2 protein-coding genes are annotated in these 19,679 nt (G+C 68.2%); both read right to left on the bottom strand.

Features of this window, described 5'->3' with window-relative positions; translation table 11 throughout:
* Window positions 1-290 precede the first annotated feature (290 nt).
* Complete coding sequence (locus tag ACFOMD_RS09445) at window positions 291-7,784, bottom strand: hypothetical protein (protein WP_380860367.1); 7,494 nt, start codon at window positions 7,782-7,784, stop codon at window positions 291-293.
* Window positions 7,778-19,633: a beta strand repeat-containing protein gene (locus tag ACFOMD_RS09440; RefSeq protein WP_449329075.1), complete on the bottom strand. Its 11,856-nt coding sequence runs from the start codon at window positions 19,631-19,633 to the stop codon at window positions 7,778-7,780. The genes ACFOMD_RS09445 and ACFOMD_RS09440 overlap by 7 nt, the downstream gene beginning before the upstream one ends.
* Window positions 19,634-19,679 lie beyond the last annotated feature (46 nt).

Below are 19,679 nucleotides of genomic sequence, written 5' to 3'. Positions count from 1 at the left end.
ACCCCTTGTGCGATGGCTGGCCGATCGCCGCACCTGCCAGCCGCGTCAGGTGATGCGGCGGCGCACCATCGCCGGTGACCTCAGCAATGTCTATCACCCTTCATCGCGTCAGCCGTCGATCGGCCAGCCCAGCAGCGTCCGCCCGGTGAGTTCCTGCTGCGGCGGCTCGGTCAGCGGCTGGAAGCATACCGCCTGCACGTCGCGAAACATCCGCTGGTCGCCTGACACCAAAGAGGAAGGGGCGCACGGCCCGAAGCCCGCGCGCCCCTTTCCCATCGAGAGCCCTGCGATCAGCCGCCCGAGGCGAACTGGAACTGCTGCGCGGTCAGGTCCACCGCATTGATGTTCAGCACCGTGCCCAGATAGTCGCCGTCGGCATTCTGGATCACCGCGCCGACGTCGCCATCGGTGATCGTCAGATCGGCGAAGGTCAGCCCGCCGCCGATCTCGATATGATCGCTGCCCAGTTCGAAGTCGGTGATCAGGTCGGCGAGCTCGATCGAGCCGCCGGCCTCATCGCCGAGCACGAAGCGATCGGCGCCATCACCGCCGGTCAGCACGTCATAGCCCGCGCCGCCGGTCAGCGCGTCGTCGCCGGTACCGCCGTCGAGCGTATCGTTATGGTCGCCGCCATTGAGGATATCGGCATTCGCGCTACCGATCAGCGTGTCGGCCAGGACGCTGCCAAGCACCTCCTCGATGCCGGTGACGGTGCCGACGTCGCCATAGCCGTCGGTCATGGTCCCGGCGGCGAGGTCGATCGTCCAGCCGTTCGTCATCGCCGCGCGGTTATCCGCAAGGCCGTCCGCGTTGCCGTCGGCGATCAGGTAACCGCCGTTGGCGAGTACGAGCCCGTCATGACCATCGCCGCCGTCGACGGTCGCCGCGCCGCTGACCTGGATGAGGTCATCGCCGTCATAACCGTTGAGCGTGTCGCCAATGCTGCCGAGCAGCAGATTGTCCGCGTCATTGCCGTGGAAAATGTCGGCGAAGCGGGTGTCACCGCCCAGGCTCTCGATTCCGACCATCGTCTCGCTGTTGCCGAAGCCGTCGTTCGAGATGATGCCGGAGCGGAGGTCGGCGATGACGCCGGCGGTCGCGGTCTGCTCGAAGAAGCTGATGCGATCGCCGAAACGGGCCTCGTGGAACCGCGTCGACAGCGGATCATGGTCGCCGCCGTCGAAGCTGTCGACGCCGCTGCCGCCGCGCATCAAATCGGTCCCTTCGCCGCCGATCAGCGTGTCGTTTCCTTCGTTGCCCTGAATGTCATCCTCGCCGCCGCCGCCGTCGAGCAGATCGTCGCCGATGCCGCCGCGCAGGCGATCATAGCCGCCGTCGCCGAACAGCCGGTCATTTCCGTCTCCGCCATTGAGGAGATCGTCGCCTGGCGACAGTTCGAGCGGACCATCGCCGTTCAGCGTGTCGTCGCCGCTGCCGCCGTTGAGCGTATCATTGCCGGCACCGCCGGTGATCGTATCGTTGCCGAGGCCGCCGCCGATCGTGTCGGTGCCGCCAAAGCCGTGCATCGTGTCGTTGCCGTCCGTGCCGGTCAGGTTGTTGTTACCTGCCGATCCGCCGTTTGCCAGGCCCGATACCGGCAGGATCACCCGACCCTGCACGGCGCCGACTAGGCGGTTCTCGACGATGACGAGGTCAACGAAGTCGTTGGTGTTGCCGGTGGCCGCGAAGTTGACCTGGACCGCCACATGGCTTCCGGCCTGCGTCAGCCGCAGGTAGCCCCCGGCGAAAAGGTCAGTACCCGCGACATGGTTCTGCAGGCGATCGACGATCGGACCAACGTTGATCAGGTCGCTGTCGGTAGGGTTGAAGTCCATGATGTGGTCGGCAACCCAGTTCGGATCGACCGCCGGAACGACGGTGAAGATATCGTTGCCCGTACCGCCCCAAGCGTAGTCGATCGACGGCCCGGCCGAGAGGAAGACGATACTGTCGGTTCCCGCGCCGCCGAAGATCGCACCGGTGCCGCCAAGCAGGTCGTTGCCCGCGCCGCCGCGGATCTCGTTCCTGCCGACGAAGTCGAAGATGACGTCGTTGCCGTCGCCGCCGTCGAGCAGATCGTCGCCAAGGCCGCCTGCGGCCACGCCGAGGTCGCCTTCCTGCATCGAGTCGTTGCCCGCGCCGCCGGCGAGATAGTCCTCACCATCGCCGCCGACCAGGCTGTCGTTGCCGGTGCCGCCGTAGAGCGTGTCGTCACCGCTGGTGCCGAACAGCGGCGGGTTATTGTCGTCGCCTGCCGTCCCGACCGAGTCCGCGATGACGACCAAACCGCCCTCGTCATCCTCGCCGAGGAAGTGGAGCTCCTCGACGTCGGTGAGCACGTCGACGCCGTCGGGCGAGCCCTCGCGCAGGTCAGTGACCTGGATGCTGCCGTTCTGAAGGCGCGTGACGTCATAGTCATCGCGCGAGCCGTCGTACTTCGCGCGATCGATGCCGGCGCTGCCGATGAAGATGTCGTTGCCGCCGGCACCGTAGAACTCATCGTTGCCGGTGTTGCCGATGAACGTGTCGGCGTGGCTCGAGCCGTCGACCGCGAAGGCCTCAATCTCGTACAGCGTGTCGGTGTCACCGAACTCGTCGGTGACCTCAACGTTGTTGCCGAGGTCGAGCGCCGAAACGTCGAAAGTGACGCCGCTGGTACGGGTGCTGAAGTTGTATCCAGCCGTATCGTGGCCGGCGCCGCCTTCCAGATAATCATCGCCGGCGCCGCCGTTCAGATCGTCGTCGTCACCCAGACCATATAGCTGATCGTTGCCCGCGCCGCCCTGCAGCAGGTCGATCGAACCGCCGCCATGGAGCTGGTCGTTGCCACCCTCGCCCGAGAGCTGGTTGGCGTAGCCGACGAACTCGGCGCCCTGCGTATGCATCGACCCGTAGATCTCGTCATTGCCCTGGCTGCCGGTGACACCCAGCGCCTCCACGTTGACCAACTGGTCGGTACCGCCGCGGCCATCGCTGTGCGTGAACGAAGTCGTGGCGCCGAAGTTCGCCGCGTCGAAGACAACGCCGTCCGACAGGTCGTCGAAGCGGTAACTGACGAAGTCGCGGCCGGCACCACCGTCGAGGATGTCGCTGCCCAGGTCGCCGCGCAGATTGTCGTCGCCTTCCTCGCCGCGCAGCAAATCGTCACCGTCACCACCGCGAAGCACGTCATCGCCCTCGCCACCTTCAAGCGTGTCGTTGCCGTCGCCCGGCTGCGGCGCGCCGCCGCTGTTGAAGCCGCCGATCAGGATGTCGTCGCCGTCACCGCCGAACAGCATGTCGTCGCCCGCCGCACCGGTGAGCGTGTTGTCGCCCGCATGGCCGGTGATGCTGTCGTTGCCGAAGCCGCCGTTGGAATTCACCGGCACCTGGCCGAAGCCCATCATCGAGATGTCGATGCTATCGTTGCCGATGCTGCCCTGAACGGAGGCGTTGTTGTTGCCGTTCGCCGGAAAGGTGACCGGTGCCAGGTTGATGCCGACGAACGAGCCCTGATAGTTCGCGTTCGCGATGAAGAACTGAAGCTGCTCGATGTTCGACACCGTGTCGGTGCCGAGGAAGGCAGCCCGGCCCATGCCCTGGACGGTGGCCGACTGGCCGCCGCCATGGGTAACGAGGAAGATATCCTCGACCGTCTGACCGTTGGTCAGCTGGACGATGAACTCGCCCGCGTTGGTGCCGGGGCGGAAGCTCAGCGTGCCCATGGTGTTTGCCGGCAGGGTGAACTGCGCGTTGTCGGTGCCGTTGCCGCCGTTGATGGTGTCGTCGCCGACCTGGCCGGACAGCGTGTCGTTGCCGTCGCCGCCGTTGAGCGTGTCGTTGCCGGCGCCGCCCTGCAAGTTGTTGGCGCCGACGTGGCCGGTGATGGTGTCGTTGCCTTCATTGCCGTTGGCGTTGAGCTGGATCGTGCCGTCCGCTGACGGATACAGCGTCGCGAGGTTGATGGTATCGCCCGCGAGCGAGCCGTTGACGAACGCGTTGTTCGCCTGCGCCGGCACCAGTGGCGAAAGCCGCAGCCCGACGAACTGCTCCTGCACGAACTGGCCGGTGTCGATGTAGATGTGCAGCTCGTCGATGTTCGACACCGTGTCGGTGCCGAACTCCGCCGCGCGCGCGCCAAGACCCTCGACGATCGCCGCACCCATCCCCGTTACCGTTACCTTGACCAGATCCTCGACCGGCGTGCTGTTGACGAGGCGCTGGACGATGTAAGTATCGGGATCCGGCCCCGCGACAGAGCGGAGCGTGCCCGGTGTATCGCCTGCCAGCGTATAGATGGCGAAGTCGCTGCTGCCGGTGCCGCCGTTGAGCGTGTCGTTGCCGGCGCCGCCCTGCAGACGATCGTCGCCGTCGCCGCCGGTGAGCGCGTCGTTGCCGAGCCCGCCGTTGAGCGTGTCATTGCCGCCCGCACCATCTAGCGTGTCGTTGCCGACGCCGCCGTCGAGGAAATTCTGGCCGGCATGGCCGGTGACCACGTCGTCGCCGCGACCGGCGTTGACGTTGATCGAGATCGTGCCGTCAGCCGCCGGGTAGGCCGCCGCCAGATCGATGTTGTCGTTCAGCACCGCGCCTTCGACGAAGGCGAAGTTGTTGCTGACCGTGCCGAAGCGCGCCGACAGGTTCACGCCCAGATACTGGCCGTTCGGGATGTTCTGGCCTTGCGGCTGCTCGATGAAGAAATCGAGCTGCTCGATGGCGGTGAGCGTGTCGGTGCCGACGCCCGCGCCGGTGCCGATGCCGGTGACCGTCGTTACGCCGTTGGCGCCGAAGCTGATGCGGAACACCTGCTCGACGGTCTGGCCGTCAACCCGCTCGACGAACATCTCGTTGACGTTGCCACCCTCGACGAGGCGCAACGTGCCCGGCGTGCCCTGCGGCAAGTTGAACGCCGCCTGGTCGCGGCCGGCCCCGCCGTGCAGGCGATCGTCGCCCGCGCCGCCGTTCATATAGTCGTCGCCGGCGCCACCGTTGATCAGGTCGTTGCCGTTGTTGCCGAACAGATCATCGTCACCGCCGTTGCCGACAAGCAGGTCGGCCTCGTTACCGCCGCCGATGAGATTGTCGGTGCCGTCACCGACCACCGGCGCGATCCGCGCCTGGCCGTCGCTGAAGGTCAGCAGCTCAATGCTTGTCAGCGTGTCGGTGCCGTCGGGCGCGCCACCTCGCAGATCGGTGACCGTCAATGTGCCGCCGCTCTGCGCGATGTCATAGTCGGCAAACGACCCGGTGTAGATGGCGACGTCATCATTGCTGTTGCCACCGATCAGCGTGTCGTTGCCGCCATAGCCGGTGAGCTGGTTGCTCTGGGCGTTGAGGCCGCCGCGGATGGTGTCGGCATAGTTGGTGCCGGTGACGCCCAGCCGCTCGATCGAGATCAGCGTGTCGGTGCCGCCGCGCAGGTCGTCGATCGTCTGTTCGGCGCCCGAGGTGAAGTCGATGCCGGAGGCGTCGAAGTTGATGGGCGCGCCGTGATCATAGGTGCGGCCCATCTCGCCATTGGCATCGTAGCGGTAGGACACGAAATCGTTGCCGCCGCCGCCGTCGAGCCGGTCATTGCCGAGGTCGCCGCGCAGATTGTCGTCGCCGTCGCCGCCTTCGAGAATATCGTTGCCGTCGCCGCCGCGCAGCACATCGTTGCCGCTGCCGCCAAGGACATGATCGGCGCCGTCGCCCGGCTGGGCGACATGGTCGCCGTAGTAGCCACCGAGCAGGATGTCGTCGCCGTCGCCGCCGTCGATACGATCGGCGCCTTCCTCGCCGCGGGCATAGTCGTTACCGGCTTCGCCGTACATCGCGTCGTTGCCGGCCCCGCCGATCAGCGTGTCGTCGCCGGTCCAGCCGTTCATGTCGTCGTTGCCGGCACCGCCGTTGAGCGTATCGTTGCCGTCGTTGCCGAACAGCGAGTCATTGCCGTCGCCGCCGTTAAGCGTGTCTGCCGCGGCGCTGCCGCTGAGCGCGTCATCGCCGGCACCGCCATTTACGGTGCCGCCGCCGCCCGGCGCGCTCGCCTCGATGCCGAACGTGCCGTCGAGTACGACGGTCACGTCATCGCCCTGGAAGTAGAGGCGATCGACGGTGTTGGTGACATAGTCGATGCCGTCGGGGCCGTTGACCGACACCGCGCCACCCGCGAGCTGGGTGATCGTGTAGTCGTTGCGGTTGCCCGAGAACACCGCCACGTCGTCACCACCGCCGCCGTGCAGATAGTCGTTGCCGGCGCCGCCGTTGAGCGAGTCGCCACCCGCGCCGCCGTGCAGATTATCCTGGCCGTCGAGGCCGTTCAGCGTATCGGCACCGGTGGTGCCGTTGAGGTTGTCGTTGCCCGAGGTGCCGTCGATCACCGCGCCGATCGTCTCGGTCGCGACGTCCATGTTGTCGAAGCGCAGCGTTTCGACATCGCCGTTGACGGTATCGTTCCCGTCGGGGCCGGCGACGATGATGTCGCCGTTCGGCTGGCGGCTGAGCGTGTAAAGGTTACGGGCGCCCGCGAATACCGCCACGTCGGTGCCGGCGCCGCCGATCAGGCTGTCGTCGCCGAGCCCGCCGGTGAGGACGTCGTTGCCGTCACCGCCGTTGAGGCCGTTGTTGCCGGCATGGCCGATGATCGTGTCGTTGCCGGCCTGCCCGCTCGCGCCGAGGAACACCCCCGTGCCCGCGCCCGGATAGAGCGTCGCGAGGTTGATCGTGTCGTTCTGGAAGGTGCCATTTACATGGGCGCTGTTGCTGACGACCGGGTTCGGGGTGAGCCCGATCTGCAACGTCACGAACGAGCTGTTGCCGCTGCTCGCCTGGAACGACAGATACTCGGTGTTGGTGACGGTATCGACGCCATAGACCGAAGCGCTGTTCACCCCGGTGACGGTGGCGCCGCCGTTGCTGAAGTTGCTGATACGGAACAGCAGTTCGGTGGTTTGCCCGTCAACGCGTTGAACCAGCCAGTTGCCGGCGTCGCCGCCGCTGCCTTCGACGAGCTGCAGCGTGCCGGTAAACGGCGCGATAGTGAAGTTCGCGGTGTCGAGGCCGGCGCCGCCGTCGATCGTGTCGCTGCCCTGACCGCCGTCGAGGCCGTTCGCGCCGTCATGACCGATCAGCGTGTCGTTACCGGCGCCGCCGGCAAGGGTGATCTGGTGGCTGGCGCCCGGATAGAGCGCTGCGGCGTCGAGCGTCTCGGCGAAGTCGGTGCCGTTGGCAAAGCCGCCATTCGCGTCGGGCGCATTGACGTTCACGAACAGGCGGACGTTGATCGGGTTGGCGAAGCCATCGAACGCGAAGTTGGCGAATTCGACGTTGGTCAGCGTGTCGGTGCCGTTGGCAGCCGCGGAGTTTAGACCTTCGACGGTCACCACGCCGTTCGGCGCCCTGGTCAGGCGGAACACCTGCTCCGGCACGTTGTTCTCGACCCGCTCGACGATCAGCTTGCCGGCGTCGCCGCCGGTGCCCTGAACCACGCGCAGCACGCCGCCGAGGCCTGGCGGGAGGAGGAAGGACGTGAAGTCCTGCCCCGCGCCGCCGTCGATGCTGTCGTTGCCGAAGCCGCCGTCGAGATTGTTGTTGCCGGCGTTGCCAATCAGCGTGTCATCGCCCCCGCCGCCGCTGGCGCCGAGGTTGAGATTGGCCATGCCCGGATAGAGTGTCGCGAGGTTGATCGTGTCGCCCGCCGCCGAGCCGGTGGTGTAGGGATTGCCGTTCTGGTCGGTGAAGCTGCCGGTCGACAGATTGACGCGGACGAACTGGTTGTTGCCGTTCGTGACCGAGAAATCGAGATTCTCGACGTTGGTCACCATGTCGGTGCCGAGGAAGGCGGCGCTGCCGACACCCTCGATCGACGCGGCGCCGGTGCCCGTTGCGGTGACGCGGAANCGGCGCCGGTGCCCGTTGCGGTGACGCGGAAGATCGTCTCCACCGTCTGCCCATCGACACGCTGCACCAGCAGCTTGCCGAGGTCGCCGCCGGTGCCGCCGATCACGCGCAGCGTGCCGGTCGTTCCCGCGGGGAGCTGGAAGGCGGCGATGTCGTTGGTGCCCGCGCCGCCGTCGATCGTGTCGTTGCCGGCGCCGCCCTGGATATAGTCGTCGCCGTCGCGGCCGTTGATCGTGTCGCTGCCCGCGCCGCCCGACAGATTGTTGGCAAAGGCATTGCCGCTGATCATGTCGTTGCCGCGGCCGCCGTCGGCGTTGATCGCGTTGCCGGCGGTGGCGCCGGCATAGAGGGTCGCGAGATCGATGGTGTCGGCGACCACCGAGCCTTCGACGAAGGTATTGGCGGTAAGTGCCGGCGCGACCACATCGAGCAGCACGCGCACGAACTGCGCCGGGTTGAACGGATTGTTGGTGACCTGGAAGCTCAGCTGCTCGACACCCGACACCGTGTCGGTGCCCAGCAACGCCGCGCTGTTGAGCCCGGTTACCGTCGCCGCGCCGGTGCCCGTCGGGGTGACGCTGAACAACTGCTCGACGGTATTGCCGTCGACCCGTTCGACGACGAGCGTGCTGTTGGCGCCGTCGACGACGCGGAAGCTGCCGGTCATCGGCGGGATCAGGAAGAACTGGCCGATGTCGAAGCCGGCGCCGCCCTCGAGCGTGTCGTTGCCGGCGCCGCCCTGCAGATTGTCGTTGCCGCCATTCCCCTGCAGCAGATCGTCACCGGTGCCACCGGTGAGGTTGTTGATGCCCTCATGGCCGATCAGCGTATCGGTGCCGAAGCTGCCCGTGGCATTGAGTGTGACCGAAGCTGCCGCACCCGGATAGAGGTTGTTGAGGTTCAACGTCTCACTGTTGATCGTGCCGAGCACCGAACCGATGTTGTTGACGATCGCGTTGACCGCGACGGTGGTGAACAGGCTGAAGCTGCCGGTGCCGTTGACGAAGCGGAACTGCTCGGTGTTGGTCAGCGTGTCGGTGCCGAGGCCGGTCATCACGCCCAGGCCCTCCACCGTGTAGGTACCGTTGCTGCCGGTCACCTTGAACAGCTGCTCGATATTCTGGCCGTCGACGCGCTCGATGATGACCGAGCCGGCATCGCCGCCGGTGCCCTCGACCCCGCGCAAGGTGCCGATGGTCGTCGTGCTCACCACCCACTGGGCGATGTCGCCGGTACCGCCGCCCGCATCGATGGTGTCATCGCCGGCGCCACCGATCAGCAGGTCGTTGTGGTCGCCACCGAAGATCTGGTCGTTGCCGCCCGCACCGTCAATGACGTTGGCGAACACGCCCGTTCCGCCCTGGAAGTTGAGGCTGCCGCGGAGCGTGTCGGCGCCCTGCGAGCCGATCACCGCGAGCGCCTCGACGTTCGACACCGTGTCGGTGCCGCCGCGGCCGTCGGCCCAGGTGAAGCTGGTCGTCGTGCCCATGGTGCGGGCGTCGAAGATCACCGGGCCCGACTGGTCGTCAAAGCGGTAGGCGACCGTGTCGATGCCGTCGCCGCCGTCGATCGTGTCGTCGCCCGCGTCGCCCCGCAGCATGTCGTCACCGGCGCCACCCGCCAGCGTGTCGGCGAGGTCACCGGTCTGGTTCGAGACGCCGTCGATGCCGCCGATCAGGATGTCGTTGCCCTCGCCGCCGCTCAGCACGTCGGCGCCCTCGGCGCCGACCAGCGTGTCGTTGCCGGCGAGGCCGTCGATGTAGTTGTCCTCCTCGTCACCGGTAAGAAGGTCGTTACCGGTCGTGCCCGACAGGCCGTTGGCGCCGGGCGCCGCGATCGTGACGTCGCTGAACTGCAGCCGCTCGACGTTGACGAGCGTGTCGATCCCGTCCGGCGAGCCGCTGCGCAGATCGGTGACGCGCACCTGGCCACTCTCAAGCCGCTCGATCAGGTAATTCTGCAGCGCCCCGCTGAACTGCGCGGTATCTTCCCCATCGCCACCATCGATGGTGTCGTTGCCGGCGCCGCCCTCCAGAAGGTCGTCGCCGCCATTGCCGTTCAGCGTGTCGTTGCCCACGCCGCCGCGGAGCAGGTCGTGCGAGCCGGCGCCGTGGAGGACATCGTTGCCGCCCTCGCCGGTCAGCTGGTTGGCAAACCCGACATTGGCTGCGCCGGTGGTGTGCTCCGACCCATAGATGATGTCGTCGCCCTGCGTGCCGCTGACGCCGACCGATTCGATGCTGGTCACCTGGTCGGTGCCGCCGCGGCCGTCGTTCCAGGCGAAGCTGCTGGTCGCCGCGAACTGGCGATAGTCGATCGTCCGACCGCTCGCGAAATCGTCGAAGCGATAGCTGGCGAAGTCGCGGCCGGCGCCGCCGTCGATGATGTCGTTGCCGAGGTCGCCACGCAAATTGTCGTCGCCGTCGCCGCCGAACAGCTGGTCATCGCCGTCGCCGCCACGGATACGATCGTTGCCGGCACCGCCGAACAGGATGTCGGCACCATCGCCGGCCTGCGGCGCGCCACCCTCGTTGAAGGCGCCGACCAGCACGTCATTGCCGTCGCCGCCGATCAGCACGTCGGCACCGGCGGCGCCGACCAGCGTGTCGGCGTCGGCATTGCCCCAGATCAGGTCGTTGCCGGTCGCGCCGTTCAGCATCTCGGAGGCCGCGGTCCCGTAGATCGAGTTCAGCGCGGTGCGGTCGATGGTGATGTTGGCCGCGGTGAAGCGCAGCCGCTCGACATTGTAGAGCGTGTCGGTGCCGTCCGGCGAACCGGCGCGCATGTCGGTGACGAGCAGCGAGCCGTCCTGCTGCAGGATGACATGATAGTCGCCCGGCGTACCCGACAGGACGACGGTATCGACGCCCTCACCGCCATCGACGCGGTCGTTGCCCGCACCCAGCGTGATCTCGTCATTGCCCGCGCCGGCATTGATGGTGTCGTCACCGGCCGCGCCGTTCAGCACGTCATTGCCGGCCGAGCCGCCGATGGAGTCGTTGCCCGCGGTGCCGAGGTACGGATTGTAAGTGCCGCTGACGGTGCCGCTGCTGCTGTTGCCCGCCGCGTCGGTCTGGGTGACGCTGACCGTCACCGAGCCCGGATCGAGCTGCGCCAGTTCCTGCGGCGAGACGCGCCACGCACCGGTCTGCGCCGGATCGAGGCGCATCACGGCAACATCGCCGCCGGTGCCGCCGCCCGCCGCGACCAGGATACCGCCATCGGCGGCGACGGTGATCCCGAGCACCTGGATCTGCTGCTTGGTGACGAAGATGCCGTCGCCGTCGAAGCTGATGTCGAGCGCACCCGAAGCGGTCAGGCGCATAACCGCGCCGAAGTTGGCGCGCGTCGGATGGACGAGGCCGCCGCCGACCACGATGTTGCCGGCGCCGTCGATGGCGACCTGGAACATCTGGGTATCGAAGCCGGTAACCTGCGGTAGCACGCGATAGCCGTTGGTACCGAAGCTGGTGTCGAGCGTGCCGTTCGCGAGGAGACGGCCGACGAAACTGGTCGAAACATTGTTGGCGTCGATCGCGTAGCCGGCGAAAACGACCCGGCCCTGCGCGTCGACTGTCGGCTGACCCATGAAGGTGACGCCGGTCGGCGGATTCAGCGTGAGCAGGCCGCCCGTGCCGAAGCTGCCATCAGCGGTGCCGTTGGCATTGAGCTTCTGGACGAAGACGGCGCCGGCGCTATTGAAGCCGATGGTGAGAATCTGGCCGCCGGCAATTTCCTGGCTGAAGGTAGCGCGGGTGCCCGGGGTGTTGCTGCGGGCGACGCCGTCGGTGCCGAAGCCGGTGTCGAGGCTGCCGTCCGCATTCAGGCGGATGGTCGCCATCTGGGTCGGCCCACCGGCCGGGGTCAGGCGCGCCGCGATCAGGATCTTGCCGTCGGCCTGCACCGAGCCGCCGAGGCCGCCGTCGAGGCCGTTGGAGTTGGCGCTGGTGCCGAAGCGAACGACGCCGTTGGTGCCGAAGCTGGTGTCGAGCGCACCGGCAGCGGTGAACTTCGCCGCGAAGCCGCTCTGCGTACCGCCGAAGGTCTGGCCGATGACGACATAGCTGCCATCGCCGAGCACGAGCACCTTGCGCGTGTCCTCGGTGACCGTGCTGCCCGGGATCAGGTTGGCGCTGGCGCGGCCGTCGGTGTCGAAGCTGGTGTCGAGCGTGCCGTCGGCGTTGAGGCGGACGAGCATCGCCTGCGGGTCGCCGGTGCCGGTGTTGCTGGCGCTGCCCGCAACAATAACGCGGCCATCGGCGAGCGCGGTCAGCGCGCGGCTGAACTCGCTGCCGCCAAAGTCGGTCAGGACGACGCCGTTGGTGCCCCAGCCGCGATCGACGATGTCCTGCGCCAGCGTGAAGCTGACCGGCTGGCCGTTGCGGGTGCCCGACAAGGTCGCGACGACGCTCGCGCCATTCTCGAGGCCGGTCGCGGTGACCAGCGTCTCGAACTCGGACGCGTTGATGGTGCCGTCGGCGAGCGCCGGAACCGTGACCACCGCCGCGGTCGGCGCGGTCGCATCGCGGGTGATAGTGAGCGTGCTCGACGCCGCGCTGGCGTTGCCTGCCGGATCGATCGCGACGGCGGTCAGCGCGTTGGCGCCGGCCGTCAGCGCCACACCCGTGACGGTGAACTGGTTCTGTGCATTGGCGACGGCGGTGCCGACGACGGTCATACCGCTGCGGATTTCGACCGTCGTGCCCGCATCGGCGGTGCCGGTGATGGTGACGGTCGCGCGGTTGGTGAGCAGGTCGCTCGCCGAGTTGCCCGTGTCGTCGGCGGCGAGCAGGGTGAGGCCCGTCGGCGCGGCCGGCGCGCCGGTGTCGCGGGTGACGGTGATGGCGGTCGACGCGCTCGCGTTGCCGGCGAGGTCGCGGGCAACGACGGTGAGCGCATTGGTGCCCTCGACCAGCGTGACGCCGGTCGCGGTGAACTGTCCTTGGCCGTTGGCGGTGGCGGTGCCGACGACGGTGCCGGTAGCGTTGATGATCTGCACCGTGGCGTTCGCCTCGGTGGTGCCGCTGATCGTGGCCGTGGTCGCGTTGGTCAGGCGGTCGCCCGCCACGCCGCTGTCGTTGACCAGCGTCAGCGCGCTCGGCGCGACCGGCGCCGTCGTGTCGAGCACGAAGGTCGCGGTGCCGGCGGGGCTGGTATTGCCCGCCGCGTCGGTCTGCGTCGCCGACACGGTGATCGTGCCCGCATCGACCCGCGCGATTTCCTCCGGCGAGATGCGCCAGGCGTCGGTCTGCGTCGGGTCGATGCGCATCACGCCGATGTCGCCGGCGGCGCTCGCCACCGCGAGGATGTCGCCGTTCGACGCGATGCTGATGCCGAGCATCTGCACGAGCGTCTTGGTGATGAAGATGCCGTCGCCGTCAAAGCTCGTGTCGACAGTGCCGTTCGAGGTCAGGCGAACAAGCGCGCCGTGCGGCCCGCGCACCGGATGATTAGCTTGACCGCCGACGATGATGTTTCCGGCATTGTCGACGGCGACCTGGAAATACTGTGCATCGAAGCCAAGTGCTGGCGGCAGTATCCGATAGCCCCCGACGCCAAAGCTGGTGTCCAACGTGCCGTCGGCGTTCAAGCGACCGACGAAGCTGCTCGACACATTGTTGAAGTCGATTGCGTAGCCCGCGAACAGGATGCCGCCTTGCGCATCGACGGCCGGCTGCCCCACGAACGTGACTGCGCCGGTCGACGGCATCATCGTCACGCGCCCATTGGTGCCAAAGCTGGTGTCGGCGGTACCGTCGGCGTTGAGCTTCTGGACAAAGATGCTCGCGCCGTAACCGATAGACAGGATTTTGCCGCCGGCGATCTGCTGGCTGAACGTGGCGCGTCCACCGCCGAAACCGCCTGCGACGATGCCGTTGGTTCCGAAGCTGCTGTCGAACGTGCCATCGGCGTTAAGACGAATGGTCGCCATCTCGCTGTTGTTGCCGGTGATCGTCAGGCGCGCGGCGATAAGGATCTTGCCGTCGGCCTGCACCGAGCCGCCAAGGCCGCCGTCGAGGCCGTTGGCGTTCTGAGCGGGGTTGCCGAAGCGCACGACACCATTGGTCCCGAAGCTCGTATCGAGCGCGCCGGCGGCGGTGAACTTGGCGGCGAAGCCCGCCTGCGGACCCATGAAGGTCTGGCCGATGACAACATAGCTGCCATCGCCGAGCACGAGCACCTTGCGCGTGTCCTCGGTAACGGTGCTGCCCGCGATCAAATTGGCGGTCGCCTTGCCGCCGGTGCCGAAGCTGTTGTCGAGCGTCCCGTTGGTGTTGAGGCGGGCGAGCATCGCCTGTGGATCGCCGGTGCCGAGGTTGCTGGCGCTGCCGGCAACGACGATGCGCCCGTCGGCCAGCACGGTCAGCGCGCGGCTGAATTCATTGCCACCGAAGTCGACGGCGACGACGCCGTTGGTGCCCCAGTCGCGATCGATGATGTCGCGCGCCAGCGTCAGGGTGACCGGCTGGCCGATCCTGGTGCCCGTCAGCGTCGTCGTAACGGTCGCGCCGTTCTCGACGCCGGTAACGATGACGCGCACGTCGGTCTCGACAGCGTTGATCAGGCCGCCGGCCAAAGTCGGCACGGTGACACTCGGCGCCGCTGGGGCGCTCGAATCACGGGTGACGGTGAGTGTGCCCGACGCCGCGCTGACGTTGCCCGCCGCATCGGTCGCGACCGCGGTCAGCGAATTGGCGCCGGGGTCAAGCGCGACGCCCGTCGCGGTGAACTGGCCCTGCGCATTGGCGACCGCCGCGCCGACGACGGTGGCGCCGCTGAGAATCTGCACCGTCGCGCCCGCCTCGGCGGTGCCGGTGATCGTCACGCTCGCCTTGTTGGTCAGGCGGTCGCTATTTGAGACGCCGGTATCGTCGGCGGCGAGCAAGGTCACGGCGGTCGGGGCGACCGGTGCGGCGCTGTCGCGCGTGACGTTCAGCGTCACGGCGGTGCCGATGTTGCCGGCAGCGTCGGTTGCGCGCACGGTGAGGCCGTTCGCGCCGTCGGCCAGCGCGACGCCGGCGACGGTGAACACACCTTGGGCATTGGCGGTCGCGGTGCCGAGCACGGTGCTGCCGATGAGCACGGTAACGGTCGCATTGGCTTCCGCCGTGCCGGTGATTGAGACGCTGGATTTGTTGGTGAGGCTGTCGGTGCTCGAGGCGCCGCTATCATCGGCGGCGATGACGCGGACACCGGTCGGCGCGCCCGGCGCGACGGTGTCGAGCTTGAAGGTGCGGGTCGCGGCCGGGCTGCGGTTGCCCGCGGCGTCGGTCTGCGTGACCGACAGCACGAGGTCGCCCTGCGCGAAGCGGCCGAGCGCGGTCGAATCGAGCGCGACGACACCGCCCGAGACCGGCACGACCAGCGTGAGCGCGCCGCCCGCCGTGGCGGTTCCCGACAGCGTCGCCGACAGGGTGGCGCCATTCTCGGCGCCGGTGACGGTGACGTTGACGCCAGCGGCACGCTCCGTCGCATTGACGATGTTGTCGGTGGCGACCGCCGCGACCGACACCGCCGCCGGAGCTGACGTATCGACCTGCACCTGCACGACGCTGGTCGCCGAGCTGGCATTGCCGGCCGAATCCACGAGGCGCGCGGTGAAGTTGCTGGTGGTGCCCGAGGCGCGGTTCACCTCGACCGAGAACTGGCCGTTGCCGCCGACGATCGCCGACTTCACCAGCGTTACGCCGTCATAGATTTCGACGGTCGCGCCGGCCTCGCCGGTGCCGGTCAGACGGAACACCTGCTTGTTGGTGATGCCATCGGTGGGCGAGCTGCCGGTATCGTCGATCGCGGCGAGACGGAATCCGCCCGGTGCGTTCGGAACGACCTTGTCGATCAGCACGGTGCGCACGTCGGCGCCCGACTGGTTGCCAACGGAATCAGTCTGCGTCGCGATGATCTGGAACGAGGTGCCGGTCAGCGCCGCGAGCTGCTGCGGCGTCAGCGTGTAGGTGCCGTTGCTGCCGGTGACCGCCTGCGGGAAGGCGAGGCCCCCGCCGCTGATCAACACGGTCTGCGAGCCGCCCGGCTCGCGGTTCGACAGCGTGAAGCTGACGCCGGCCTGCGCTTCGGCCGCGTTGATGAGGCCGCCCGACACGTCGCCGATGCCCGGCGGGGTCAGGGTGCTGCCGCGCGTGAGCTGGACGGTCTGCGTGCCGACGGTGCTGACGTTGCCGGCGGCATCGGTCTGCTGCGCGGTGACGGTGAGCTGCCCATCGGCAAACTGCGCCAGCAGTGCCGGCGACAGCGCATAGACGTTGCCCGAGGCGACGACAGTCTGCGTGAGCGACGCGCCGCCGACTGCGGCGGTGCCGGTGACCTGCACGAGCTGCGTGGTGCCCGCCGTGCCGTCGACGCCGGTCAGCGTGAGCGCAACACCGGTCTGCGCTTCGCTGGCGTTGATGAAGCGGTCGGAGATTTCGCCGATCGCGATCGACACCGGCGCCAGCCGGTCGAGGCTGAAGGTTCGGGTCGTCGGGTTGCTGGTGTTGCCAGCAATGTCGGTCTGCTGGACGCTGAGCGTCAGCGTGCCGTCGGTGAAGCGGCCGAGCAGCGCCGAGGTCAGGCGGAATTCATTGTCGACGCGGGTGACGGCGACAGTCAGCGGCGAGGTGCCATCGACGGCGTCGGTGCCCGACAGCGTCAGGGTGACCGCCGAGCCGAGCTCGACGCCGGCAAGCGTCAGCGACACGCCCGCGGTCGCTTCGGCGGCATTGAGCGCACCGCCCGAAACCACGCCGATCGTCGGATCGGCGACGGTCGTATCGACCGACACCAGCAACGGCAACGAGGACGGGCCGGCGACGCCGTCGGCGGCGACGAACGTGGCGACGATGCTCTTCGGACCGTCGCCGCCGATGCTGCCGGCGGGCACGCTGATGGTCAGCGTTTTGGTCTCGCCAGTGCCCGGCACATCGCCGGCGACGAGGGTCACCTCATAAGGTGTATCATTGTAGGTGACGCGCAGCTTGTCGCCGGCGCGAACGTGTGCGGCGTCGGTATAGCTGACGCTGATCTGAATGCCGTTGCTCGCCTCGGCGCCAGTGATGCGCGTGCCGTCGTCGACAGTCGGGCGGCCGGGCTGACCGAGCGCCTGCGGCGTCTGCGTCGCCTGCGTGACCTGCGCGATCACCTGCACCTGGCTGGCGGCGCTATCGACCTTGTCGCCGAGCGCGGTGCCGCTGAACGCCGTCGCGTCGAGCACGGCGCCCGTCGTCGAGACGGCATTGGAAGCCGCAGCGGCGAGATCGACCTGCGCGACGATCTGCGTCGCGACGACCTGGGCGAAAGCCGAGTTCACGTTCGACGTCGCATCGACCTGGCTGACCGCCTCGTTGACGGTGGCGAGCGCGGTCGAGACGGATTCCGCCTGATCGTCGAGCTTTTGGCGGCCGGCGATATCGCCCTGCGACGACACCGCCGAGATGACGTTCGAGACGACCGAGCTGTTCGACAGGTTGAGCGTGCCGCCGGTGCCGGCATTGGTGATCTGCGTCGCGAGCGAGTTCGCGGCGATGACCGACGCCTCGGCCTCGGTGCTGTAGGAACCCGCCGCCTTCGCCGCCGTCGCGACGACGTTGAGCACGTTGGCGACCTGCACCGCGATCTTCTGGATTTCGACCGCGGTCTGCTGGTCGGCCGCCGATGCGCCGCTCGCATTCGCCATGGCGATCGGGTCGAAGGTGGCGAGATCGACGCTGCTGCTGATGCCGAGCGCGGCCTTCACCGTCGCTTCGGCCTGCGCGACCTGCGCCGCGCTGGCGCCGGTGCCGGCGAGCGCCTCGACGAGCGTGGTCAGCGGCGTGACGACGGTCGAGCCTTCGGCGGCCGAGAATTGCTTGGTGAAGGTGCCGCCGGTCGAGATATCGCGCGACAGCACGTCACCGTTGCCGGCAACGAGCGGCGCCAGCACGATGCGGCCCGCTCCGCCGAGGTTGGCGAAGTTGCCGTTCGAATCGGTGGTGGTGAAGCGCTCGGTCGCGGTCCACAGGCCGTCGCCGTTGGTATCGACGAACGCCTCGCCCGCATCCCACAGGCCGTTGTTGTTGCTGTCGGTGAAGTTCTCGCGGTTCCAGACACCGTCATTGTTGGTGTCGCGGAAGACGAGCGCAAAGGCGATGTAACCGTCGACCGCCGAACCGGTGGTGCCCGGATCATAGCTGATGCCCGGCGCATTGCCGCCGGTGCCGGCATTGCCCGCCGCATCGGTAAACGTCGCGTTGGCGACGGTGACGACCACCGCGCCGGCCGCGCCGACGGGATTCAGCGTGGCGGTGTAGACGAGCGGGTTTGCCGTCGCGGTGAAGTTCGAGATGTTGCCGCCGGTGACCGCCACGTCGCCCGCCGCAAAGCCGGTCGGTGCCTCGCTGAAGGTGAAGGTCAGCGTCGCGGTCTGGCCGAATTCCAGCGCGGTGCTCGACGTGGTGATGGTCAGCGCCGGCGCCGACCGGTCGAGCGTGGCTGTCGCCGTCGCGGCGGTGCTGACGTTGCCGGCAACATCGGTCTGCGTCGCGGTGATGGTGAAATTGCCGTCGGCGAAGCGCGCCAGGATCGCCGGAGTCAGCGCGAGATTGCCGCTGGCATCGACGGTGGCCTGCACCGTCAAGGTCTGGCCCGGCGCGGCGGCGTCGGTGCCACTCAGGGTCACGGCCTGCGCCGCACCGCTTTCAAAGCCGGTGAGCGCGACGGTGACACCGGCGGCCTGCTCGGTCGTGTTGATGGTGCCGCCCGAAATGCTGCCGATGCCGATCGCGGCCGGCGGGGTGGTGTCGACGGTAACGGTGGTGACGCTCGAGGCGGCGCCGATGTTGCCGGCCGCATCCGTCGCCTGCGCGATGATGGTATGCGTGCCTGCCGCGAGCGTGACGTCGAGGCTGTAGCTGCCATCGGCCCCTGCCGTGACGATGCCGAGCGGGGTGGCGCCGTTCGACAGCGTGACGCGCGCGCCCGCCTCGGCGGTGCCGCTCAGCGTCAGCTGACTGGTCTGGCTGGTGATGTTGTCGGTGTTCGACACGCCGGTGTCGTCGGCCGCCGCGAGATCGGGCGCGGTCGCCGCGCCGGGCGCGCTGGTGTCGACGACGATGGTCAGCGTCGCCGAGACATTGCTGACGTTGCCGGCAAGGTCGGTGGCGCGCGCGGTGAGCGCAGCGGTGCCGGCCGGCAGGCTGATTTCGAAGCTGAACGCGCCGCCGGCGCCCGCGGTAACGGTGCCAAGGCTGGTGGTACCGGTGAACAGCTCGACGATGGCGCCCGCCTCGGCGGTGCCGCTGATGGTGAGCGCGCTGGTCTGGTTGGTGATGTTGTCGGTGTTGGAGGCGCCGCTGTCGTCGGCCGCCGCGAGGTCGAGCCCGGCGGGGGCGCCTGGCGCGGTTGCATCGACGGTGATGGTGAGGCCGGCCGAGATGCTGCTGGTGCCGCCGCCATTCTGCGCCCGTGCGGTGATGGTGGTGGCGCCCGCCGGCAGCGAGATATCGATGCTGAAGGTGCCGTCGGCGGCGACGGTGCCGCTGCCGAGTACGGTGGTGCCCGACAGGATCTGCACCGTGGTGCCCGCTTCGCCGCGGCCGGTGATGGTGAGCGCGCTGGTGCGGCTGGTGACGTTGTCGCTGTTCGACGCGCCGCTGTCGTCGGCCGCCGCGAGGTCGAGGTTGGTCGGGGTCGCCGGCGGAACCACATTGGGGGTCTGGCCGCCGCCGCCCGAATCCTTGCCGCCGCTGCTCGCCACCGCCGCCACGCCGGCGGCCGCCACCACCGCGCCGATGATCGCCATGGTCGTCCCGCCGATGCCGCCCGCCGCGGCACCGCCCGCCGCCGCT

Origin of the sequence: Sphingoaurantiacus capsulatus (assembly GCF_042648405.1) — a bacterium.
Lineage (GTDB): Bacteria > Pseudomonadota > Alphaproteobacteria > Sphingomonadales > Sphingomonadaceae > Sphingoaurantiacus > Sphingoaurantiacus capsulatus.
The sequence above is the reverse complement of the archived record's forward strand: the minus strand, read 5'-3'. Positions and strand labels throughout refer to the sequence as shown.

Bases quoted from the DNA above. Each gene is read 5' to 3' on its own strand.
- ACFOMD_RS09445 (WP_380860367.1), bottom strand. From the start codon at position 7,784: ATGGTGACCAACGTCGAGAATCTCGATTTCTCGGTCACGAACGGCAAC.